Origin of the sequence: Providencia sp. R33 (assembly GCF_019343475.1) — a bacterium.
Lineage (GTDB): Bacteria > Pseudomonadota > Gammaproteobacteria > Enterobacterales > Enterobacteriaceae > Providencia.
The window spans coordinates 4,058,665-4,082,352 of sequence record NZ_CP072453.1 but is presented as its reverse complement, the minus strand read 5'-3'; the positions used below and the strand labels follow the sequence as shown (position 1 = coordinate 4,082,352).

Genomic DNA, 23,688 nt, shown 5'->3' with positions numbered 1-23,688 from the left:
AGAAATTAACCCAGCAACTTCCCAATCGCCGTCTCTAATTTTGCCATTCCGCTGTTGATTTCTTCTTCAGAAATAATCAGAGAAGGCGTAAAACGCAGTACGTTAGTGCCGGCGTTTAACATCATCAGGCCTTCCACTGCACTGGCTTGCAAAATATCTTTCGAGCGGTTTAATAGTTTGCCATCTAACTCCGCGCCGATTAATAACCCCATTCCTCTGATCTCGGAGAAAATGCCGTATTTATCATTCAGCTTATTTAAATGAGTAACAAATAGCTCGCGACGTTTTTCGACACCTTTTAATACTTCTTCAGTATTAATAATATCAAATGCGGCATTGCCCACCGCGCAAGCTAATGGGTTACCACCATACGTTGTACCATGAGAACCAACTTCCATGGTTTTCGCGATTTCTTCTGTCGTAATCATCGCACTAATTGGAAAACCACCGCCCAATGCTTTTGCTGTGGTCAAAATATCGGGTGTCACACCATAGTGCATATAAGAAAATAGTTTGCCTGTGCGCCCCATTCCACTTTGCACTTCATCGAAAATTAATAAGGCGTTATTTTCATCACACAGCTTACGAACACCTTGCAGAAATTCTGACGTAGCCGCAGTGACGCCACCTTCACCTTGTACGGGCTCTAAAACAACCGCACAGGTATTCTCATCGATCACCGCTTTAACTGCATCGAGGTCGTTAAAAGGTACATGGATAATATCCGCAGGCTTTGGCCCAAAACCGTCAGCGTATTTAGCTTGCCCACCAACCGAAACGGTAAATAGTGTGCGCCCATGGAACCCCTGCTTAAATGCAATGATTTTGGTTTTATAAGGACTGTATTTTGTGATGGCATAACGACGCGCTAGTTTAAAAGCCGCTTCATTGGCTTCTGAACCTGAGTTCACAAAAAACGCGCGATCAGCAAATGTCGCGTGGGTGATTTTTTGTGCAAGTTTAAGTGCTTGTTCATTGGTAAAGATATTACTGACGTGCCAAAGCTTTTCACTTTGCTCACGAACGGCCGCAACCAAACTTGGGTGGCAGTGCCCTAATGCTAAAACGGCAATTCCACCTGCAAAGTCAATGTATTCTTTGCCTTGCTGATCCCAAACACGGCTTCCTTCGCCCTTTACTGGAATAAACTCAGCGGGTGAAAATATAGGCAACATGACTTGGTCAAAAGTCTGCCGATTTACTGATTGTTGTTCTGTCATACCCCTCACCTGCTCTAACCTGATGCTTAAGTGAAAATATAAGCATCAAATATGAATAAAAAATCACAAAAGAGCAATAGGCAAGGGTGAAATATGCATAATTAATTTGTTATTAGCAATATTACCAAACTAATACTTTAAGAAATTATTCAATAACTCATGACCTTGTTCACTCAGAATGCTTTCAGGATGAAACTGAACGCCTTCGATTGGCAAGGTTTTGTGCCGTATTCCCATGATTTCATCAACATCACCGTTATTCAGTGACCATGCTGATACATCAAAAGAAACAGGAAGTGTCTCTGCGGCAATAACCAGAGAGTGATAACGAGTCACCGTCAGTGGCCGGTTCAAACCTTTAAACACGCCTTGATGGTTATGATGGATTGCGGATGTTTTTCCGTGCATCACTTCACGTGCTTTGACGACAGACGCGCCGAAAGCTTGGCCTATGGCTTGGTGCCCAAGGCAAATCCCTAAAATGGGCAGTTTGCCCGCAAAATATTTTATCGCCTCAAGGGAGATCCCTGCTTCATCTGGTGTACATGGCCCGGGTGAAATCACAAGATGCGTAGGCGAAAGCTGTTCAATTTCTTCGATGGTAATTTCGTCATTACGTTTTACAACAACCTCTGTCCCTAACTCACAAAAGTATTGGTAAAGGTTGTAAGTAAATGAATCGTAATTATCAATAAGTAGAAGCATAGTAGCCTATCCGACTGATTTTTATCATTATATATTATATCCCATGCATATTTTCCGCATATTAGCAATCAGAACGATGATTAAAACACCACGAAAAATGACAAAGGGCGGCTATCATAGCACAGCCTAAGCAAGAAAATAGCCTATTTAAGTCAAGGAATGCTTTTTATCCATAAAAATTTCCATATAAAAATCATGGGATTATATTTACACTCCCATAACAATTTCATGATGAGATTAAGAATTACTTTAAATACAAGGAAGTAAAAGTATTTACTAAAACGGTGAAATTCAGACAAACTTTTTGTGGATTTAATAGACAAAAATTAAATTGGAGCTAAAATTAGCACTAAAAATAGAGCTAATTATGAGGTTTAATATGTATACAGAAGCTATTCATGCAAAGAGAACCGCTTCAATAAGCGAATTCAAAAAAAATCCTGCAGCGGCGATGAAAGAATCGGAAGGGGAACCTATCGCTATACTTAGCCACAACAAACCCGCATTCTACTGTGTTCCTCCTGCATTATTCGAGCTGATGGTAGAGCAACTCAGTGATAAATTATTACTTGAAAAAGTAACTCTCCGAATGGATGAGCCTGAGTTAGACGTTAGCTTGGATGAAATCTAATCATGTCTCGTTTCAAAGTACAATGAAAGTTCAAAATTACTGCGAAAAAGGAATGGGATTCGCTCAATTCAGCAATAAAAGAAAAATTTAAAAAGATTTTAAAAAAGAGAATGGAGTCTTAAGAATCACTAACATTGCCAAAGAATCGGCTTTCACTACAGCATAGTTGCTATAAAATTAAGCTTAAAAATGACGCGTATCGTCTTGCTTATACAGTGAAAAGTGATGATTCCGGTAATATTAATGTCACCGTAACCGTTATTGCGGTGGATAGACGTGATGAAATCTATAGCGAACTTAAAAAACGACTTATTGACTAGCAAAAGTGGGTAAACTCACTCGCCTACCCACTAAACCACATTAAGGCTTTTTAATCACTTCGGCTGAAATGATAGTGATTGGCTCTACAGGGACATTTTGGTATGGGCCGACATTCTCCGTTTTCACTTTAGAGATTTTATCTGCAACATCCATTCCTTTAACCACTTTACCAAATACGGCGTAGCCAAAGTCACGTTGACCATGATCTAAGAAGGCATTATCTGCAATATTAATAAAGAACTGGCTGGTTGCGCTGTCTTTATTGGCTGTACGAGCCATGGAAATGGTGCCACGTAAGTTACGCAAGCCATTATCCGCTTCGTTTTTAATTGGTGCACGCGTTTGTTTTTGCTGTAAATCTTTATCGAAACCACCACCTTGGATCATAAAACCGGGGATCACACGGTGAAAAGTGGTTCCGTTGTAATAGCCTTCATTAACATATTGAACGAAGTTTTCTGCCGTCACTGGCGCTTTCTTGCTGTTCAATTCTAATTCGATATTACCCGCTGACGTGACTAACTTGACATAAGTTTCACCCGCGGATAATGCAAAAGATGAGGCGCTCATTGCGCAGACGGCCAAAAGTGGCACAAAAATTCGTTTTAACATGTAAGATCCCTTTCGTTATGACGCATTACTACTGCTATTAGGCAATTCTAGAGTGAAGCTGCCCAGATTGCTAAAGATTTACCTATATTTACGCCAACAACATGAAAATCACCAAATGCGTTAAATTGTAGACCTATTTTGATAAAAAGCTTCGCTGATTGTGGTTATTACCTCAATGATGACTTTTTCTACTCTTTCACACCCATTCTTAATCGGATTACACGAACGCGAATGATATTTCAAGTTGTCGGGAGAGGCTAAGCAAAGCTATAATCCCCCAGCCTTATGAGGCTAACTCAGGGAGAAAGACCAATGGCAATTAAAAATCATAACTACCAGATGGCAAAATTTGTCATCAGTGCACCTGATATCCGTCATCTACCTAAAGATACGGGTATTGAAGTGGCTTTTGCTGGCCGCTCAAATGCGGGTAAATCCAGTGCATTAAATGCATTAACGCAGCAAAAAAGCTTAGCACGTACCAGTAAAACACCGGGAAGAACACAGCTAATCAACCTATTTGAAGTTGAAGAAGGTGTGCGCCTTGTTGACCTTCCAGGTTATGGTTATGCCGAAGTTCCTGAAGAAATGAAACGCAAATGGCAACAAGCACTTGGCGAATACTTGCAAAAAAGAGAGTGTATTAAAGGCCTCGTCGTTTTAATGGACATCCGTCATCCATTAAAAGATCTCGATATGCAGATGATTGAATGGTCTGTCGCGATGAGTGTGCCCGTTTTAGTGTTGCTAACAAAAGCCGATAAACTGGCTTCAGGGGCAAGAAAGAAACAGCTGGCAGAAGTGCGTGAAGCACTGGCACCATTAGAGGGAGATATTGAAGTTGAGTATTTCTCTGCGCTGAAAAAAATCGGCGTTGATAAACTGCGAATTAAGCTAGATAGTTGGTATAACACACCAGCTTAACCTGCCGAACAAGTGGGTCGCCGATGGCTCACTTGCCCACCTTAAGTCTAATTCACTGAATTTTAGATAAAAAAATGCTCCAGTCAAAAACTTTGACTGGAGCAGCTAATATTCAGCTAAATCCGATTACGTGAAGTAAAAGGTCTGAAAGATAGAACATCTTACCTCTGTACCCTACGCCTATTAATGTACTTTATTTTTCGCTCGAAAAAAAGTCTTTTTTGTAGTTTTTTTTCAAAGCTTACAACGATTCAGCTACTTTTATATTAAAATTCAGATAAAAAATCGTATTTTTATTACATATTTATGAGAGCTAAGTCGCATAAAAATGTCGTTTATTTTTTTATTTTTCAAGTTAAATTCAGTGAATTATCGAGGAGTTATGCTCAATTTACAGTCAATAATACCAGACGCATAATTACCCGAAACGCATTCATAAAAAAAGCGCCTAATAAAATTTCATTAGGCGCTTCATAAAACTAGACAATCAATGATTAGTGGGCTTCATCCCAGTTATTACCAATGCCGACTTCTACTTTAAGGGGGACATCCAGCTTTAAGCTTTGCTCCATCAAGGCTTGTACCTGAGCTTGAACACGCTCTAACTCAGACTCTTTGACCTCAAAGACCAATTCATCGTGTACTTGCATTAACATATCAGCTTCTGGCTTTTCCGTTTGCAGCCAGTTATCAACAGCGATCATCGCTTTTTTGATGATGTCAGCTGCAGTGCCTTGCATTGGGGCATTGATAGCTTCACGCTCTGCCGCCTTACGGCGCATACCATTGCTGGATTTGATATCCGCCAAATACAATCTACGCCCTTCTAGCGTCTCAACATAACCCTGCTCAGATGCCTGTACACGTGTATTTTCCATGTAGCGTAAAACACCTGGGTAACGTTCGAAATATAAATCCATATAACGCTGTGCTTCACCACGAGGGATGCCTAACTGTCGCGCTAAACCAAACGCACTCATACCGTAAATCAAGCCAAAGTTAATGGCTTTTGCACTACGACGTTGATCGCTCGTAACTTCATCAAGAGGAACACCAAATACCTCTGCCGCCGTTGCTTTGTGGATATCTTTCCCTTCTGCGAAAGCGGTGAGCAAACCTTTATCCTGTGATAAGTGCGCCATAATACGTAATTCGATTTGCGAATAGTCCGCCGCCATGACCTTATAACCGTCACGCGCCACAAACGCTTGGCGAATTCGACGCCCTTCTTCGGTTCTCACTGGGATATTTTGTAAGTTTGGATCCCGTGAAGACAGGCGCCCCGTTGCGGTTACTGCTTGATGATACGAAGTATGAACACGGCCAGTACGCGGGCTAATCATCAGTGGTAGCTTATCCGTGTAGGTCGATTTCAATTTGGCTAAGCTTCTGTGCTCTAAAAGTAATTTAGGCAGCGCATGGTTAAGTGCCAGCTCTTCCAGCACTTCTTCATTCGTTGATGCCGCACCACTTGGGGTTTTCTTAATCACGGGTAATTGCAGTTTTTCAAATAAAATTGTCTGCAACTGTTTTGGTGATGCTAGGTTGAACTCTTCACCCGCCAGCTCGAACGCGTCTTTTTCTAGCTCAGCTAAACGTGCCGTGATCACCTTAGATTGTGCTGCCAATGTCGCTGCATTAATTAATACCCCTTTGCGCTCCATACGGACTAACACAGGCACCAGCGGCATTTCGATATTTTCAAAAATGTGCTTCAGTTTTGGCTCAGCTTCTACCTGCGGATAAAGCGCTTGGTGTAACAGCAAGGTAACATCTGCGTCTTCCGCTGCATAATTTGCCGCTTCTTCTAACGCAATTTGGTTAAATGTCAGCTGTTTTTTACCTTTACCAGCAATCTCTTCGAAACTCACCGTTTTATGGTTAAGGTGGCGATCTGCAAGGCTATCCATATCATGGCGCCCCATACCAGCCACACTATTTAACACATAGGACTCCAGCATAGTGTCATAACCAATGCCTTTGAGTTCAATGCCATAGTTTTCTAAAACTTCTGCGTCATATTTTAAATTTTGACCAATTTTGAGGATTTTTTCACTCTCAAGGATCGGTTTCATTACCTGAAGAACTTCATCCAAAGGCAGCTGGACAGGTGCATCAAGGTAGTCGTGGCCTAATGGTAAATAGGCGGCATGACCCGCATCAATGGCAAATGACATACCGACCAAACGCGCTTCTTGCGTGTCTAAACTGTCCGTTTCGGTATCGAAAGCAAATAAAGAGGCGGCGCTCAGTTTTTCAACCCAGCGGTCTAAATCAGCTTTTTCTAAAATAGTTTGGTAGTTTTCAGCGCTGAGAGTTGGTGTCGCAGGCGCCGCGGCTTTCACCGTTGCCGTTGCTGGCGTTGGAGCAGCTTTAGTACTGGCACCTTTGCCATCCATCCAAGAGCCATTTTCAACATCCGCTAACCAACGTTTAAATTCATAGCGGCTAAATAACTGATGAAGTTTATCTGCATCAATTTCAGTAACTTGTAATTCCTCACATTTTTTATCTAACTCAACATCGGTCTTAATTGTCGCGAGTTGGTAAGATAAAAACGCAAGTTCACGGTTCTCCGCCATTTTAGGGGCTAACGTTTTTGAGCCTCTAAAACCTAATGGCGCGATAGCATCAAGGTCGTTGTAAATGGCTTCTAAGCTACCAATACCTTGTAACAGTGCTAATGCCGTTTTTTCGCCAACACCCGGTACACCCGGAATGTTATCTGACGAGTCACCCATCAATGCGAGGAAATCAATAATAAGCTCAGGAGGAACACCATACTTATCTTTGACTTCATCAGGGCCTAAGATGGTGTTGTTCATGGTATTGATCAGTGTGATATTTGGCTCAACCAATTGCGCCATATCTTTATCACCCGTACTAATCAAAACAGGCATACCTTTACGGCTAGCCTCACGCGCTAAAGTCCCGATAACATCATCAGCCTCTACCCCTGAAACGACTAGCAATGGTAACCCCATAGCCTCAACCATTTCATGTAATGGAGCTATTTGTGCTCGTAAATCATCTGGCATCGGTGGGCGGTGTGATTTATAACTTTCGAATAATTCATCACGAAACGTTTTTCCCTTCGCATCGAAGACAACCGCGACATGGCTGGGCTTATATTGCAACACTAAGCTGCGCAACATGTTGAGCACACCATACATGGCACCTGTAGGCTCACCTGCGCTGTTTGTGAGCGGAGGGAATGCATGATAAGCACGGTATAGGTAGGAAGAACCATCAACCAAAATAAGGGGATTTTCTGCAATCTGAGCCATAGTCTGTCATCATCTTGTTAATCGGGAATGAAGAGTAATAGGATGCCATAATGTGGCTTCGGATACATCCCAAGTTTTACATTACGCCAACCCACTGCCGAAATTCTGTTTAAATCGCGACCAATTTCAAACAAATGATCACTAATACAAACCAGTAAAGTGATTATTCACTCTATGATTAATCACGTTACGTAAGGGAATATCCTGTGGATAACCATGTGTATATATTTACGTTGTTGATTGAATTCAACGACAAAGGCGGCGTTTGTATATAAAAACAAGAAATAAAAATCAATAGGTTAGCTAAGAAATATTTTGATCTAACACAGGATGAAGGGAGTAGTCGAATTGTGGATATTGATTCAGTCACGAAGAAAAATAGCTTGATGGTGGCAGAATTTGCCACCATCAATAAGGCTTACTTTTTATTCACTAAGAAATTCACCACATTGGAGAACTCTTTGCCATAATCTTCAGCTTTATCTGCAGAAATACCGTTGTTACGGACTTGATATTTACCGTCAACAAATAATGCTGGCACACCACGCAGTTTTAAATCTTGGGCAGCATTTTGCTGTTTTGCCACGACAGATTTGACCACGAAGCTATTCAGCGCTGCATCATATTCGTCACCAGAGATACCCGCTTTGATGAAAGCATTACGGATATCGGCTTTACTATTGATAGTTTGTGTTTTTTGGATACCTTCAAACAGAATTGGTGTCACTTTATCTTCCGCTTTCAGTACGATAGCAACCGCCCACGCCTGAGTTAAATCTGCACCTAAAGGCCCTAAGAAATCAACGTGATAACGTTCCATTTTCACGCCTTCCGGTAAGTTTGCTTCTACCGTTTGTGGCACTTTATACACGCTTTCAAACTGGTAACAGTGCGGGCAGTAAAAAGAGAAAAACTCTAAAACTTGTGGCAGGTTTTGCACAGGTTTAACATCGGTATACTCTTTACCTTCCGTGTAATTTGCCGCTGCAGCACCAAAAGACATGGCAATACCAAGCAAAGCCAACATAATTTTTTTCATAGACTACATTCTCCAAAAACAAAGACTTAAATGTTAAAACTGCGGGGTTAATTGCAAAGGAGCATCCTGCAACCGTTCAATTTGCTGCGCAAACTCAATGGATTGCTTTTGCCAAAAATCATCAGCTTGTAGCCACGAAAATGCCCGAGGAAATGCAGGGTCTTGCCAACGGCGAATAATCCATCCGAGATAATGCACCATACGCATTGCCCTAAGCGGCTCAATGAGCTTTAGCTGTTTTACATCAAAATCACAAAACTCATTATAACTTTCTAACAATGTATCTAATTGAATGACTTGCTCTTGGCGTGAACCATTAAGCAACATCCATAAATCCTGAATCGCTGGACCATTTCGCGCATCGTCGAAATCCACCATCCACGCCTCATCACGCCACAAAATATTGCCCGGATGACAATCCCCCTGCAGTCGCAAGGTGGATAAAGTTGTTGGCCATTGCAGTTTGACCTGCGCAATCAGTTTATCTAACGATTCAATAAATGGCTCTTTATCGCGTTCTTTCAACAACGAGCTTGATACAATAATATCGCGCGGCTTATCAAGGTATTCATCCATCCCCATTGTCGGACGAAATGCAAAGTTTTTGCGTTGCCCAATTTGGTGAATGCGCCCTAATAAATGCCCAACACTTTCAAGCTGAAATAAGTTATCTGTTTCATATTGCCGCCCACCAATACTCGGAAAAACAGCAAACATAAAGCCGCCAAACTCCAATACTGTTTGCCCAGCAAACTCAAGAGGAGCAGCAACAGGCAGGCCTTCATCATGTAACTCTAACGTAAAGTCATGTTCTTCTTGAATTTGTGATCGATTCCAACGCTCAGGCCGATAAAACTTCACCACATAGCGTTGGCGATTTTCGTCTTGAAACTGGAAAACACGGTTTTCGTAACTATTGAGTTCTGTCAGCCCTGATTCTAGGTAAATCCCCGCTTCCATAAGCGCGTCTAAAATCAAATCCGGTGAAATTCCACTAAAATGGAAATTCGAATGTTCTATTTCATCCATGATTTAGTCTTTTATGATCCCACGAGCACGCAAAATCGCCGTTTTAAAATCATCTTCATAATCTTTTTTCAGACCAGGGATTACATCGTTACTGTCTGTGCCACGCATTTTCAGATGATAAATCAATACATCATCCGTTAATTCAGATAAGCTGCCTTTAAAGCCCGCTTCATCAGCAAGTTTCTGCAATAATTCAACAAGGTTTAAATCTGAGTTATCTTTCCAAACAGGGTGCAGAAGCTCAATGACTTCATTTAAGCGATGGCATTTCATGTTTATTCCTTTATCACGAATATTCGATACAAGTTATCAATAATCATACAAGAGAAAAAGCGAACTGTTGTCAATCTACGTAAAGTTTAGCGCCAATACGTACGAATATTCATTGATTTTATAGCAAAATAGAATAAATTTTAGCAATTACTATACGCGAAAGTGTTTACAGGTAAGTTGAAACATTTTCTTGAAGATATTCAAGGATATTGAATATGTCATTTCGACAGTCAATTACAGGGGTCATACTGGCAGGTGGCCGCGGAACACGTATGGGCGGGCAAGATAAAGGTTTAGTCCCTTTGTTAGGCAAGCCTTTATACCAATATATCCTCGCACGCCTAGCCCCCCAAGTTAACCAAGTGATGATTAATGCCAATCGCAATCAAGATGAATATCGTCAAAGCCAATTGACGGTTATTACGGATTTAAATACGGATTTTTCAGGCCCTTTAGCGGGGATGCAGGCCGCGCTTCACCATGCAAAAACCGATTGGCTGTTATTCGTGCCTTGTGATGTGCCTTCGTTCCCCTTGAATTTAGCGGAAAAAATGTTCATGGAAAAAGAGCAGCATATAGCCTGTTATGCGCAAGATGCAGAACGCGAGCACCCAACCTTCGCCCTATTACACCGTAGCCTTCGGTCACAACTTGATGATTATCTCGCCAGAGGTGATCGCAAACTGATGCTCTTTATGCAGGAAATCAATGCAAAAGGCATCACGTTCTCGTCAGAAACCGGATCATTCGCTAATTTGAATACACCGGAAGATAGCCGTAACTGGGAGTTACAACAAAAATAGCCATGAAGCAAAATACTCTACCTCTACTCGGAATTACCGCTTACAGCGGCACCGGTAAAACCACCTTATTAAAAAAAGTCATACCGTTGCTTAGGCAACGTAACGTACGTGTCGGTTTAATTAAACATACTCACCATGATATGGAAGTGGATAAACCAGGCAAGGACAGCTTTGAATTACGCAAAGCAGGCGCTGATCAAACCCTTGTCGCCAGTGAAAAACGCTGGGCACTAATGACAGAAACACCCGAAGCCAAAGAGATGGACTTGTATTATTTAGCGAGCCGTTTTGATCCCGCGTCTTTAGATCTGATTCTCGTTGAAGGGTTTAAACATGAAACGATCGATAAAATCGCCTTGTTTCGATCAGAGGTTGGAAAGCCACTGAATGGCCTGATCGATAACTATGTGGTCGCTGTTGCCAGCAATGAAATTATTGATACGCAAGTTCCCCAATTAGACATCAATAATCCCGAGCAAATCGCAGATTACATTGTGTCTTGGTGGCAAAAAAGTCAAAAATAACGCATCGATGAATTACACGGGATAAACGCATTCCCGTGTAAACACCACTTGAGTACGCACTAAGTATTACGACGTTGCAAGTAAGGTTCTAACCGGATATGGGTATGTATATTCTCGGACTTAGCCCAAATTTTCTCTAACAGTACGATGACATTACTCGCTATTTCCACCACCGGCTGGGCAACGGTTGTAAGTTGGTAACCTTGCCAGGCCGCCATTGGCACATCATCACACCCGACAACACTTAAACGCCGAGGTATTGGTATGTCTAAAATTTGCCGACAGCAATCAATCACCCCCATCGCCAGCGCATCTGACGCACAAAAAACACCGTCTAAGCGATGCAAATCATCACTTTTTTGAACTGCCATCGCAAAACCCGCTTGGTAATCATAACTTCCGGCATCTAAACAAATAGGGATGATCCCACCTTTGTTTAGTAGCCGATTTTGAAATCCCATTAAGCGTTCAACCGATGCTTGACCATCAACTCGCCCAGCAACAAAACCGAGCTTTGTAGATCCCTGTTTGAGTAAATAATCTGCGGCTATCTCACCCGCTTTGATATTATCGGTTTGAATAGAAGGAATGATCCCACGTTCATCAGTTCGACCTAACGTAACAAGAGGCAGCGATAACTTAAGGCACTGACTGAAATATTCAACTGGTAGTGATCCCACTATCGCGATCACCCCGTCAACTTGATAGCCTGAGAGTTGCATAATTGCATTTTCTAGATCATGAGCTTGCTTCACATTAAGTAAAATGGGTTGTTTACCATGGGCTTGTAAAGCCGTTGTGAGTGCCTCAAACAAGTAAGATTCATACGGATTTGATAAACCACTCACTAAAATGGCAACAAGATGGGAGCGTTTCCGTGCCGTTGGCGTACTGAGGTTTCTCGCAAAAAAATTAGGTTGATAACCTAATACTTTAGCTGCTGCTAAAATCTTTTCCTGTTTAATCGGATCAATACTTGCACCTTCAGTAAAAGCACGAGAAACGGCTGAACGCGATACTCCCGCATACAGAGCAACATCGGATGCGGTAATTTTTTTGTTCTGCATCATAAATAAAAAACCTTAGTCACTCCGATCCCTTTGCGCTATTCAAAAGTTGACTTGATACGGTTACATCCCCATCAAGCTATAAACTGAAACCTTGCTCTCGCGTCTGCAATACAAGGCTCAATTGCGTACTAGGCAGCATCCACACCGCCTAATACAGCGTTATCTATTCTCACCTCATTTTCATCAAAATAATGGATCACTGAGCGGCCCAAATTAAGTGGTAGTGATCCACCCACCGAGTAAAGTTCCTTGCTCTCGACCAAAAAGGGAACACCGTGAAGCTGGCCATAATACAAACGGGCATGACCTAATGGCTCAACGACAGAAATCGGCATTAACACATCCGGAGAGAGCGGGTCTACGATGACCTGATTCGGTCTTATCCCTAAAAATGCCACATTATTTGATAACAAAAGCGGAAACTTAATCTGCTCTGCCGTTTGTTTATTTAAAAAATTCATGACTGGTGAACCAATAAATGAAGCCACAAATTTATTCGCAGGTTGTTGATATAACGTTTCTGGTGAACCAACTTGTTCAATGCGACCTTGGTTTAGCACCACAATTCGATCCGCTAACGTCATCGCTTCCACTTGGTCATGCGTCACATAAATTATCGTCGCTTTTAATTTTTGGTGGAGCTGTTTGAGATATACACGCATTTCACCACGTAGCTTTGCATCAAGGTTAGATAACGGTTCATCAAACAAAAAAAGGGCGGGATCACGTACTATTGCACGGCCAATGGCGACCCGCTGACGCTGGCCACCTGATAATTCGGAAGGTAAACGGCTCAATAAATGTGTGAGTTGTAAATTCTCTGCAGTTTCTCGTACCTTCTTATTCACCAAAGCCCTACTTTCTCCCGCCATTTTCAGAGGGAAAGCCATGTTCTTTTCCACACTTAAATGGGGATATAACGCATAAGATTGAAACACCATGGCAACTTGCCTCAATGAGGGATGCACATTATTTAAGCAGCGATTATCAAGGTGAATTTCACCCTCAGAGATAGATTCTAGCCCCGCAATCATTCTCAGTAATGTTGATTTACCACACCCCGATGGCCCAACGAATACCACAAACTCCCCTTCATTAACGATAAGATTAACCTTTGGGATAACAGTATGCTGCCCATAAGATTTACCAACATCACGCAATTCCAGTTTTTTTATTGTCGTTTTCATTATAAATACCTACTTCAATCCCATTGAAAAACCACGGAGTAAATAGCGCTGCATATAGCTCGCCAATACCAACATCGGTAACGAGGAAATAATACCAATCGCCATCATTTCTCCCCATGCAGTGCCATCCTCTGTCATAAAATTGGAAATAAACAAAGGAAGGGTGAATTTATCGGGAGTGTGGATAAACAGCAGCGAAAACAGAAACTCATTCCATCCTAAAATCATCGAAAAAATCGCGGTTGCCACAAGGCCTGGCGCACAAAGAGGAAAAACAATATAGGCTAATCGTCGTAGCAAGTGTGCGCCATCCATTGCGCCCGCCTCTTCAATTTCCAATGGAATATCACGAATAAAACCCAGTAGCATCCAAATACAAAATGGTAATGTATACACTTGATAAGAAAGTATTAAACCTATTCTTGTATTCAGTAATCCCACAGAGTTCATCAATGAATATAATGGAATGGCAATTACAATGGGTGGCATCATTTTGATAATTAGAACTGACAATAAAAACACGTTATCGAGCTTTGCAGGAAAACGGTAACGTACCAACGCATAGGCCGCAAAGAAAGCAAAAATGACGGAGACCGCAGTCGCACCCACGGAAATTAATACGGTATTCCACACCATCAAAGGCACATTCCCTTCAAGTAGTTTTTCAAATGACGCTAAGCTCAGTTGATGAGGTAAAATATTGGCACCGGACGCTAAAATATCAGCTGGGGATTTAAAAGCGGTGCCGAACATCCAAATGATTGGGAGTGTCAATAACAGTACGGCAAACCAAACAAGCAATGTATGAAACTTTGCTCTCATGATTATTTCCCTCTCATCACATTTCTGGCGTAAATCAATGTCATCAGAAGTGATATAGCAAGCATGACCAATGCCGCCGCACTGGCCATACCCAAATCAAAAAAGCGAAAACCGTACTTATACACAAACATTGAAAGGGTTTCCGTCGCATTGCCTGGTCCACCGCCCGTCATCACATACACTTTATCAAAGAGCTTAAAGGTATCGATTGAACGAAGCAGGAACGCCAACATAAGTTGCTTTTTAATCAATGGTAATGTGATATAAAAAAAAGCATTTACCCCTTTAGCGCCATCAACCATTGCCGCTTCACCGATATCTTTAGGGATCGACTGTAAACCAGCCAAAATAATCAAAAATGCCATTGGTGCCCACTGCCATGTGTCCACTACCGCGATTGCATACAACGCAAAATCAGGGTTAAAAAGCCATTCTTGAGCCGGCAGCCCAATGGAAACCAACACACTGTTGAGGAAACCAAAATCATAGTTATACCAAGAACGCCAAATCGAAGCACAAACCAATGTTGAGAGCATCATTGGATAGATAATGATAGGTAATGCAAACCGACGACCAGGAAACTGACGATGAAATAAAAGGGCTAATACGAGCCCAAGCAACACTTGCGCAATCGATGCAACAACAGTAAATACAAAGGTATTTTTTATTGCGGCGAGAAAAAAGAAATCATCAAATAATTCAGAAAAATTATTCAACCCTATAAAATGATAAGTATCATCAATGTAGTCAACCTGCCCAAATGCATTATAACCAACTGAAATTATTGGATATAGTGTCAATAGCATTAAGATAATGAGCGCAGGAAGGAGCAATAAGAATAGCTGTTTACGGTTTTCAAATAACATATTGAGCATCCATTATGGTGCTAGCGTCACCGCTTAGCACCACCTTATAAAATTCACTATTTCTTCATTGTGCGTTCAATACGCTTTTGTGCTTGCTGCAATGCCTGATCAGCGCTCATCTGCCCCATCATTGCCATTTGTAGAAAATCACCAAGCGTGCTCTCCACCTCTGCCCAATTTTGGATGCGAGGGCGTGCTTTTCCAGCACTAAGGGCCGCGGCTTGCTGTGGATACCAACGATATTTTGCTGTCAGCTCTGGGTCTTCATACACACTGCTGCGCGTTGGTGGGATCCCAAAATTCAGGGATAATGCTTTTTGCATTTGAGGGCTACTTGCAAACGCAATAAATTGTTCTGCATCAGCCTTATTTTTAGCATCACTAGGAATAGCAAGTTGCCAGATCCCTAGCATTGGCGAAGGTTTTCCTGTTTCTGCAGGTGGTGACATCATTTCCATTTTGCCAACAACTTTTGATAACTGTGGATTATCTAAATCAGGCACCCAAGCAGGCCAAACCTCGATTGCCATTGCCGCCGTTCCTTTTTGGAGCGCATCTCGGACTTCGTCTGCGTTATACACATCGACCCCTTTTGGCGCATATTGTTTCATGGCGAGAAAGGTCTCCAACGCGCGTTTTGCTTCCGGTGTATTTAATGTTGGTTTTCCCTGCTGATCTACGACATCCCCACCATATCCCCATAAGATTGGTAGAAAACCTGTCACAATCGGGTTACCTTTAACCCCACGGTAAACTACACCGCTTGCTTTTCCGCCTTGATTGATCGTTTTTGCCGCATTTATAACATCCGTCCAATTTTGCGGCTGCTTCAATTGGTACTGCTCAAAGAGATCCTTATTCCATGCAAACATCGCCACATTTCCCACCATCGGAACAGCATAAGCCGCACCCTTTACATCGGGGTAACGCCCAAGATTCACCGTCGACGGAATAAAGTCATTGCTGACGATTTCTTGATTCAGTGGCGTTAACCATTGATTAGCAAGAAATTCAGGAGCCCACGTGTCATCCATTAAAATCACATCATAATTACCTGTTTTCTCACGCATGGATAACACAACACTTTCATATAACCCTTTACTTGGGCGCTTCACTAACGTGATGTTTGCTTGCGGATCGGCTTTTTTATACTCATCAACAACAAACTGCATCGCATCCCCATAGCTGCTATCACGTCCTGCAATCACTAACTCTGTTGCATTAGCACCAAACGTTATGGCTAGTAGGGTTGATGCTAATAATGTCTGTTTAACCATTTATTTTTCCTCGCCTCACTTGTTCTTGCTGTTTTTTGCACACGCGTGCAATTCATTAGGCGCAGGCTACGTCTTGAATATGACAAAATAATGAAAGAAAAATGAACGTTTCATGGAGAGCAAAAAAGTGAGATTAAGCACGTCGATTCTTATTGGCATGCACGACATTGTTTTTTATTATGATCCAATAAGCTATGAATTATTCATTTAAGTAGATGACACAATGACTCGCACACAGCGCCTACTCACTTTATTGCAGATCCTAAAAGAAAATCGCTATCCCATTACCGCCGATACCCTTGCTTTACAATTGCAAGTCAGTGTTCGTTCCATCTACCGTGATATTGAGTCTTTGCGCGACCAAGGGGCTGAAATTGTTGGGGAAGCGGGCATCGGTTACCAATTAAAAACAGGGTTGTTATTACCGCCGCTAGCCTTTGACGAAAATGAATTGGAAGCATTGGTTTTAGGTTTACGTTGGGTAAAAAGTAATGCGGATAGTGAGTTGAAAAACTCCGCCATGCGGGCGATCAGCAAAATCAATGCTGTAGTAGCCGGGAATGCCCAGAAAATCCTCAATCAAAATACCTTATTTGCTCCTACAACCCATTATTATGATATCAATGATAAGGTTGCTAAGGATTTACGCTCAAGTTTGCGAAAAGAATGTAAAGCCAAAATGACTTATCTTGATGGCCAAAACCAATCAACCGAACGAATTATTTGGCCAATTGCGATTGGTTATATGAAGGACTCCCAAGTCTTAGCCGCGTGGTGTGAATTACGCGAAAGCTACCGTCATTTTCGCTTGGATCGTATTCAGTCCTATCTTGCACTTTCCGATAAGCTACCGTATCCAAAGGAATATTTATTAGCGCGGTGGCAAAAAGAAGTATTGTGCGTGTCTCCTGACAATTTCTGACACTGCTCTCCCTTATAGTAAGCACTCAACTCCATATAAGGGAATAACCATGAGCGAACTCGTCCTTTTTACTAATTCAATGTCACGCGGCAATACTGTCGATTTATTATTAAAAATCTTAGATGTGCCTTACAAACGCATTGAGTTAGGTTATGGTGCAGACATGCATACTGCTGAATACCTCGCGATTAACCCAATGGCAAAAGTACCTGCGCTAGTTGATGGTGATACCGTTGTGACAGAAACTGCAGCGATTTGTACTTATTTAGCAGACAAGTTCATTGAAAAAGGCTTAGCACCTGCATTGAATGACCCAAGACGAGCTGATTATTACCGTTGGTTTTTCTTTACCGCTGGCCCAATTGAATCCGCCTTTACTATCAGTAATTTAGGTATTCAATTAAACGAAGAACAACAAAAATCGTCTGGCTTTGGTTCTGTAGAACGCACAATGGCTTGCTTAGAAGTCGGTTTAAACAGCGCTAAACCGTTTATTTGTGGCAAACAATTTACTGCAGTGGATGTGTATGTCGGTGCATTTGTGATGTTTTTAATCAAATACCAAATTATGGAAGCCACTCCTGCAATGAAAACTTACATGAAAAGTTTGTCAACTATTCCTGCAATTGCAGAGCTGCTGGAAAAATAATCTCAAAAAAAAGCTAAGCTCATCAGAGCTTAGTTTCAGACTGCTAACAAACCGATTAGGTTTGGCGGCAGGTTAGATTGATTTTGAAAATAAACTAGGAAAATCAATTTATTGATTTTCGGCTGATAACACAAAGCAGGAAAAACCACGTTTTTATCCTGCTTTGTCAACAACCTCAAGCTAAGCTCATCAGAGCTTAGCTTTCAATTCTCGATACCCAAACTTAACGCATCGTTACAAACTCTTCCGCAGCGGTTGGGTGGATTGCCACAGTATTATCGAAATCTTTCTTGGTTGCGCCCATTTTTAATGCAACTGCGAAACCTTGAAGAATTTCATCCATACCAAAACCAATACCATGAATTCCGACAATTTTTTCATCTTCACCGACACAAACAAGCTTCATGCGGCAAGGCTGGCGATGAGAAGTGACCGCGGTATACATCGCTGTAAACGATGATTTATAACTTTTCACGTTATCCGCGCCGTATTTTTCAACCGCTTCTGGCTCGGTTAAACCGACAGTGCCAATTGGTGGATGAGAGAATACAACGGTTGGGATGTTGCTGTAATCTAAATGCTCATCTGGTTTATTGTTAAATAAACGCTCAGATAAACGACGACCAGCGGCTACCGCAACTGGCGTTAACTCAACTGCACCTGTGTTATCACCAACAGCGTAAACACCTGCAACGTTGGTGTTTTGGTATTTATCGACTTTGATGTAGCCTTTATCGTTTAGTGCAACACCCGTTGCTTCAAGATTCAGGTTATCTGTCATTGGCTCACGACCAATAGCCCAAATTAATGCATCAACAGTTTGTTCATGGCCGTTTTCTAATTTCAACGTCAATGAACCATCCGCATTTTTCACCACTTCTTTTGGAACTGACTCGGTGTGCAGTTTTGGCCCTTCGGTGTTCATCACTTCCACCAGCGTTTCGACAATCAGTGGGTCGAATGAACGCAGTGGCGCATGTTTACGAACAAACAAATGCGCCTCCGCTCCTAAACCGTTTAACACACCCGCCAATTCAACCGCGATATAACCCGCGCCAACAACTGCCACACGTTTTGGTAAATCCGCCAGTTCGAAGAAGCCGTCAGATGTCATGCCATGCTCTGCCCCTGGGATCGCTGGGATCACAGGACGGCCACCTGTTGCAATCAAAATATGATCAGCTGTATAAGTTTCTCCATTCACTTCAACAGTATGCGCATCGACAAAACGAGCAAAACCGCTGATCACATCCACTTTATTATTTCCTAATACACGGTCATAAGATTGGTGAATACGATCAATATAAGCAGTACGACTCTCAATTAAGGTTTTCCAATCAAAACGATTGATGGTTGTGTCGAAACCATAATCAGGGCCATAGTTGCGAATGGCTTCTGAAATCTGCGCAGCATGCCACATCACTTTTTTCGGTACACAGCCGACGTTAACGCATGTTCCGCCTAATGCTTTCGCCTCAATTAAGGCACATTTTTGTCCATACATCGCCGCACGGTTCATCGATGCAATACCACCGCTTCCGCCACCAATTGCAATATAGTCGTAATGTTTGCTCATAATTTGGTTATTCCCATTTATTGAATGACTTATTTTTTCATTTTCTCGCAGGTCGCTATCTATTGTCATGAGATAAATGGCGATTTGCGATAGACCACACCTGTTATTTCAATTGGCATGGCCTATTAATTAGGTGAATTACTCAGGCACGATCCACTCGACTAAGGTATGCCCTGTTCCTTCTGGAACCAATGTTTTGTGCAACCATGGCAGCACATTTTTCATTTGCTGCTCGAGTTTCCAAGGCGGATTGATCACAATCATCCCTGATGCCGTCATACCACGCTGGTCGCTGTCAGGACGCACTGCTAACTCAATTTGTAGAATCTTACGAATGCCTGTTGCTTGCAATTGGTTGACCATGCGCTTAATTTGCTGGCGCAATACCACTGGGTACCAAATCGCATAAGTTCCTGTTGCAAAGCGTTTATACCCTTCAGTAACTGCTTTCACTACCGCTTCATAATCTGATTTCATCTCATAGGGTGGGTCCATCAAGGCGAAACCACGGCGGCTGTGCGGTGGTAATTTTGATTTCAATTGTTGATAACCATCTTCGCGAGAAACTTGCGCACGGCTATCTTTCAAGAACTCACCACGTAATAAAGGATAGTCGCTGGTATGTAATTCGGTTAATACCAGTTTATCGTGTTCACGTAATAAAAATTTGGCTAATAACGGCGAACCTGGGTAATAACGTAAACGTCCACCATCATTAAGGCGACGCACGATATTCATATACGGCAATAATTCTTCAGGTAAATCCGGCTGCTCCCAAATACGTGCAATTCCGTCGAGGTATTCACCGGTTTTTTCTGCATGTTCACCCGTTAATTGGTAACGACCCGCTCCTGAGTGCGTATCTAAATACAAAAACGGTTTTTCTTTCTCTTTAAGAGATTCGATGATCAAGCTCTGTACTGTGTGTTTTAACACATCAGCATGGTTGCCTGCGTGAAAGCTATGACGATAACTTAACATGTAACGTTTATTTCCTGAGGAAATTCAACACTAACCACCATTGTGGTTACTATTAAATAAATGCGTAAAAGAGCGCCTTTTTGAATAAAAAATAGGCCGTATTGATTCTTGTGCGCCATTATAGCGAAATTTGCTCATAATTGTCACAGTCATAAAATCAGTAAAATCCGCATGACCTAAATGCGATAAAACGCTATCCTAAACACAAATTTTGACACATTTAAGGGAAAAAAAATGAAAAAGTTACTCATCGTCACCGCAATTTCTGCTGTTTTTTTTACTAGCACATCAGCAATGGCCGCTAAAGGCCAAAATGGCTGCGAAATAAAAAAACAAAATATTGAAGAACAAATTAAATACGCCAAACAGCATGGCAACCAGTACCGCGTTAATGGTTTAGAGCAGGCGTTAAATAATGTAAATCGTTATTGCACTCCTGAGTCTTTATATCGTGATAGCCAAAAAGATGTTGCTGAGAAAACCGAAAAAGTCCAAGAACGTGAAGCAGAATTACAAGAAGAAAAAATCAAAGGCAATGACCGCAGTAAAATAGAAAAACGTGAGCGTAAATTAGCCGAAGCGCAAGAAGAACTGAAACAAGCACAAGCAGAATTACAAACCTACAAAGACGCACTTTAGTCTTTCTCATTTCATTATTAACCGCGCTTCAATGCCTGTTTTCATTGAAAAATAGGCGTTGGAGTAAAGTTATCCCCAAATTTACGCTATAGTAATGGCAGGTTATCGTTAATAAACAGCAAATTGCTCGAAATACTGCATCTATTTAGCAGTAAAAATAAGAGGGACATCAATGTCAGATATGCAGGAAGACGAACAAAAAGAAACCAACAAACTGAAAGCGACACTGACAAAAAGCCTCGATGGCAGTAAAAAAGCCCTCACTGTTTCAATGCGTGTGGTGAATTTTATTACCGCTATCCCTTTTATTGCACACTTAATTCGTACCGCGCAGCGCTTTACTGACCGCATGGGCAACCAGTTTGGTGCTGCTATTACTTATTTCTCTTTTCTCTCGTTAATCCCAGTATTGATGTTTTCCTTTGCTGCCGCGGGTTTTGTGTTAGCCAGTAACCCTGAGCTACTTGAGAAGCTCGTGCGAGGTATCTCTGCCAATATTACTGACCCTACCCTCGCCAATACGTTGGAAAGAACCATTGATACCGCAATTCGCCAGCGGACAACTGTCGGTTTAACGGGTTTAGCATTAGCCGTATATTCAGGGGTTAACTGGGTAAATAACTTACGGTTAGCGATTTTGGCGCAATCAAGACCTGTTTGGGAACGAAATCAAGACGAGCAAGAAAATATCATTTTCCGCTATATTCGCGACTTTTTTGCTTTAATTGGCCTATTAATTGCGTTGATTGTCACCATTACGCTGACATCAGTGGCGGGTTCAGCCCAAGCCACCATCGTCAGCACGCTGGGTTTAGATGGCATTGAGTGGCTAAAGCCGGCGTGGACGCTAATTGGTTTAGGGATATCCATCACCGCGAACTTCCTGTTGTTTTTATGGATATTTTGGATCCTACCGCGCATGCAACATCGCCGCCGCTCCTTGTTCAAAGGCACATTATTAGCTGCGATTGGCTTTGAAATTATTAAATCGGTAATGACGTGGATTTTACCAAATTTAGCGTCATCACCTTCAGGTGCCGCATTTGGTTCTGTACTGGGTCTGATGGCGTTCTTCTACTTCTTTGCTCGCTTAACCTTATTTTGCGCAGCGTGGATTGCGACGGACGAACCTAAAGGCTCACAGCAAGAAGCCACACTCTAGTCATTTGTTTAGGGGGATTTATCCCCCTGATTTCCCTGCACCAAACTATGCTTGTAGCTCTTTAACCAGTGTCTTGACAAGTTCAGCGGCTGGCATTTCACGTACCTTCGCCACGTTTTGCCCAGCCCAATGAGCCGCATATTCATCACTCCCTGATTTTGTCGCGGCGGCATTAAGCTGCTTACCCACATCATAGGCGATTGGGTAATCTGGCAATTTGCTCAGATCATACTGTGCCCCTGTTTCAATAAACGAGTTAACAATCCCCCGAGCTGGACGCCCTGAAATTGCCGACGTCAATGTCGTGTTATCTGCGGTTTGCTGTTTTAAATTGGCACGATACCCCGCATTGGTTGCAGATTCAGGGCATAACAAAAATGCGGTGCCAAGCTGTGCGGCTGCCGCGCCATTGTCTAATGCAACTTTGATATATTGACCATTCATAATACCACCCGTGGCAATAATAGGCAGGTGGGTGTGCTGTGCCAATAATTTCACTAACTCTTGCGTCGTCAGTTCATCATCAGCTGCTTGTACATCAAACATCCCACGGTGCCCGCCCGCTTCAATCCCCTGTGCAACTATCGCATCAATCCCTGACTTTTCAATCGCCTGAGCTTCTTGCAGATTGGTTGCCGCCGCCATGGTGTAAATCCCCTGCGCTTTTAGCTGATTAATTACCTCAACCGATGGCACATTGAAATGAAAACTGACTACAGGGGGTTTCATCTCAAGGAATAGCGCCAACATCTCGGGGTTATCAAGGAAAGAGAGGTAGATTTCCCCCAATTGTTCAGGTGGTTGAGTATTGAATTGAGAGAATTGTGGCGATAGATAATCCACCCAAGCTTGTTCATTTTTCTGGCTACGCTTTGGCGTTAAATGGCAAAATACATTCACATTAAAAGCTTTATCTGTTAACGCTTGGGTTTGTGCAATCAATTGTCGAGCTTGCTCAACAGAGCTCGCCCCTAGCGCCAATGAACCTAAGCCGCCTGCTTCTGAAACCGCTGCAGCCAATGCGGGTGTTGATACAACCGCCATCGGTGCTTGAATAATTGGATAGCGTAAACCTAATCGCTGTAGAAATACATTTGAGTTATTCATTATCTTTCCTTTGTCTCAATGTCAGGGTACACTTAATATTCTTTATTTAAGAATAAACATAG

The 23,688-nt window shown here is 42.2% G+C and carries 24 protein-coding genes; 8 read left to right on the top strand and 16 right to left on the bottom strand.

From position 1 onward, the window contains the following. Nucleotides 1-5 precede the first annotated feature (5 nt). Both J6836_RS19135 and J6836_RS19130 read right to left on the bottom strand, forming a co-directional pair. The gene (locus J6836_RS19135; RefSeq protein ID WP_219245438.1) at nucleotides 6-1,220 is read right to left on the bottom strand and encodes an aspartate aminotransferase family protein; all 1,215 of its coding nucleotides are present in this window, start codon (nucleotides 1,218-1,220) and stop codon (nucleotides 6-8) included. 129 nt (nucleotides 1,221-1,349) lie between these two features. After that, nucleotides 1,350-1,925 (bottom strand): aminodeoxychorismate synthase component II, encoded by a 576-nt coding sequence (locus J6836_RS19130; protein ID WP_102138889.1) that lies wholly within the window; start codon nucleotides 1,923-1,925, stop codon nucleotides 1,350-1,352. A gap of 379 nt (nucleotides 1,926-2,304) precedes the next feature. Between J6836_RS19130 and J6836_RS19125 the strand changes: the two genes are divergently transcribed. Next, entirely contained in the window at nucleotides 2,305-2,556 is a 252-nt protein-coding gene (locus J6836_RS19125; protein ID WP_219245437.1) for a type II toxin-antitoxin system Phd/YefM family antitoxin, read from the top strand. A 360-nt stretch (nucleotides 2,557-2,916) separates the two neighbouring features. On the opposite strand, the gene ppiA is transcribed toward J6836_RS19125, so the two are convergent. Next, the gene (ppiA, locus tag J6836_RS19120; protein ID WP_219245436.1) at nucleotides 2,917-3,489 is read right to left on the bottom strand and encodes a peptidylprolyl isomerase A; all 573 of its coding nucleotides are present in this window, start codon (nucleotides 3,487-3,489) and stop codon (nucleotides 2,917-2,919) included. 312 nt (nucleotides 3,490-3,801) lie between these two features. Between ppiA and yihA the strand changes: the two genes are divergently transcribed. Further along, the gene (yihA, locus tag J6836_RS19115) at nucleotides 3,802-4,413 is read left to right on the top strand and encodes a ribosome biogenesis GTP-binding protein YihA/YsxC (protein WP_219245435.1); all 612 of its coding nucleotides are present in this window, start codon (nucleotides 3,802-3,804) and stop codon (nucleotides 4,411-4,413) included. A gap of 112 nt (nucleotides 4,414-4,525) precedes the next feature. Here yihA and J6836_RS23375 read toward each other — a convergent pair whose 3' ends face one another. From J6836_RS23375 to J6836_RS19095, 5 genes are all read right to left on the bottom strand, one after another. Further along, a complete protein-coding gene (locus tag J6836_RS23375) occupies nucleotides 4,526-4,573 on the bottom strand; it encodes a hypothetical protein (protein ID WP_438361642.1) in 48 nt (15 codons plus the stop codon). 334 nt (nucleotides 4,574-4,907) lie between these two features. After that, a complete protein-coding gene (gene polA, locus J6836_RS19110; RefSeq protein ID WP_219245434.1) occupies nucleotides 4,908-7,700 on the bottom strand; it encodes a DNA polymerase I in 2,793 nt (930 codons plus the stop codon). Between the two features lie 418 nt (nucleotides 7,701-8,118). Continuing rightward, nucleotides 8,119-8,739, bottom strand: coding sequence for a thiol:disulfide interchange protein DsbA (gene dsbA / locus J6836_RS19105; RefSeq protein ID WP_206084827.1), 621 nt, complete (start codon nucleotides 8,737-8,739; stop codon nucleotides 8,119-8,121). A gap of 33 nt (nucleotides 8,740-8,772) precedes the next feature. Further along, nucleotides 8,773-9,768, bottom strand: a complete 996-nt coding sequence (locus J6836_RS19100; protein ID WP_275075257.1) for a serine/threonine protein kinase — start codon at nucleotides 9,766-9,768, stop codon at nucleotides 8,773-8,775. Nucleotides 9,769-9,771: 3 nt separating this feature from the next. Then, entirely contained in the window at nucleotides 9,772-10,041 is a 270-nt protein-coding gene (locus J6836_RS19095; protein WP_206084828.1) for a YihD family protein, read from the bottom strand. Between the two features lie 215 nt (nucleotides 10,042-10,256). Between J6836_RS19095 and mobA the strand changes: the two genes are divergently transcribed. Continuing rightward, a complete protein-coding gene (mobA, locus tag J6836_RS19090) occupies nucleotides 10,257-10,844 on the top strand; it encodes a molybdenum cofactor guanylyltransferase MobA (protein ID WP_219245433.1) in 588 nt (195 codons plus the stop codon). Nucleotides 10,845-10,846: 2 nt separating this feature from the next. Beyond that, nucleotides 10,847-11,368, top strand: a complete 522-nt coding sequence (gene mobB, locus J6836_RS19085) for a molybdopterin-guanine dinucleotide biosynthesis protein MobB (RefSeq protein ID WP_219245432.1) — start codon at nucleotides 10,847-10,849, stop codon at nucleotides 11,366-11,368. A 59-nt stretch (nucleotides 11,369-11,427) separates the two neighbouring features. On the opposite strand, the gene J6836_RS19080 is transcribed toward mobB, so the two are convergent. From J6836_RS19080 to J6836_RS19060, 5 genes are all read right to left on the bottom strand, one after another. Beyond that, entirely contained in the window at nucleotides 11,428-12,438 is a 1,011-nt protein-coding gene (locus J6836_RS19080; RefSeq protein WP_219245431.1) for a LacI family DNA-binding transcriptional regulator, read from the bottom strand. A gap of 128 nt (nucleotides 12,439-12,566) precedes the next feature. Next, nucleotides 12,567-13,613: an ABC transporter ATP-binding protein gene (locus J6836_RS19075; RefSeq protein WP_219249553.1), complete on the bottom strand. Its 1,047-nt coding sequence runs from the start codon at nucleotides 13,611-13,613 to the stop codon at nucleotides 12,567-12,569. A 21-nt stretch (nucleotides 13,614-13,634) separates the two neighbouring features. Continuing rightward, nucleotides 13,635-14,447: a carbohydrate ABC transporter permease gene (locus J6836_RS19070; RefSeq protein WP_219245430.1), complete on the bottom strand. Its 813-nt coding sequence runs from the start codon at nucleotides 14,445-14,447 to the stop codon at nucleotides 13,635-13,637. 2 nt (nucleotides 14,448-14,449) lie between these two features. Then, nucleotides 14,450-15,313: a carbohydrate ABC transporter permease gene (locus J6836_RS19065; protein ID WP_219245429.1), complete on the bottom strand. Its 864-nt coding sequence runs from the start codon at nucleotides 15,311-15,313 to the stop codon at nucleotides 14,450-14,452. Nucleotides 15,314-15,369: 56 nt separating this feature from the next. Next, nucleotides 15,370-16,590, bottom strand: coding sequence for an extracellular solute-binding protein (locus tag J6836_RS19060; RefSeq protein ID WP_219245428.1), 1,221 nt, complete (start codon nucleotides 16,588-16,590; stop codon nucleotides 15,370-15,372). 223 nt (nucleotides 16,591-16,813) lie between these two features. Between J6836_RS19060 and J6836_RS19055 the strand changes: the two genes are divergently transcribed. Next, nucleotides 16,814-17,512 carry a helix-turn-helix transcriptional regulator gene (locus J6836_RS19055; RefSeq protein ID WP_219245427.1) on the top strand — a complete coding sequence of 233 codons (699 nt, stop codon included), beginning with the start codon at nucleotides 16,814-16,816 and terminating at the stop codon, nucleotides 17,510-17,512. Between the two features lie 49 nt (nucleotides 17,513-17,561). Next, nucleotides 17,562-18,161 (top strand): glutathione S-transferase family protein, encoded by a 600-nt coding sequence (locus J6836_RS19050; RefSeq protein WP_219245426.1) that lies wholly within the window; start codon nucleotides 17,562-17,564, stop codon nucleotides 18,159-18,161. A gap of 223 nt (nucleotides 18,162-18,384) precedes the next feature. Here J6836_RS19050 and gorA read toward each other — a convergent pair whose 3' ends face one another. Further along, nucleotides 18,385-19,737, bottom strand: a complete 1,353-nt coding sequence (gorA, locus tag J6836_RS19045) for a glutathione-disulfide reductase (protein ID WP_219245425.1) — start codon at nucleotides 19,735-19,737, stop codon at nucleotides 18,385-18,387. A 138-nt stretch (nucleotides 19,738-19,875) separates the two neighbouring features. Further along, the gene (locus J6836_RS19040; RefSeq protein ID WP_219245424.1) at nucleotides 19,876-20,718 is read right to left on the bottom strand and encodes a 23S rRNA (adenine(2030)-N(6))-methyltransferase RlmJ; all 843 of its coding nucleotides are present in this window, start codon (nucleotides 20,716-20,718) and stop codon (nucleotides 19,876-19,878) included. Between the two features lie 234 nt (nucleotides 20,719-20,952). On the opposite strand from J6836_RS19040, the gene J6836_RS19035 reads away from it, so the two are divergent. Both J6836_RS19035 and yhjD read left to right on the top strand, forming a co-directional pair. Further along, a complete protein-coding gene (locus tag J6836_RS19035; protein WP_219245423.1) occupies nucleotides 20,953-21,357 on the top strand; it encodes a DUF1090 domain-containing protein in 405 nt (134 codons plus the stop codon). A 172-nt stretch (nucleotides 21,358-21,529) separates the two neighbouring features. Further along, nucleotides 21,530-22,519, top strand: a complete 990-nt coding sequence (gene yhjD / locus J6836_RS19030; protein ID WP_219245422.1) for an inner membrane protein YhjD — start codon at nucleotides 21,530-21,532, stop codon at nucleotides 22,517-22,519. A gap of 45 nt (nucleotides 22,520-22,564) precedes the next feature. Here the strand turns inward: yhjD and J6836_RS19025 are convergent, their stop codons facing one another. Further along, nucleotides 22,565-23,626, bottom strand: a complete 1,062-nt coding sequence (locus J6836_RS19025) for an NAD(P)H-dependent flavin oxidoreductase (RefSeq protein ID WP_219245421.1) — start codon at nucleotides 23,624-23,626, stop codon at nucleotides 22,565-22,567. Nucleotides 23,627-23,688 lie beyond the last annotated feature (62 nt).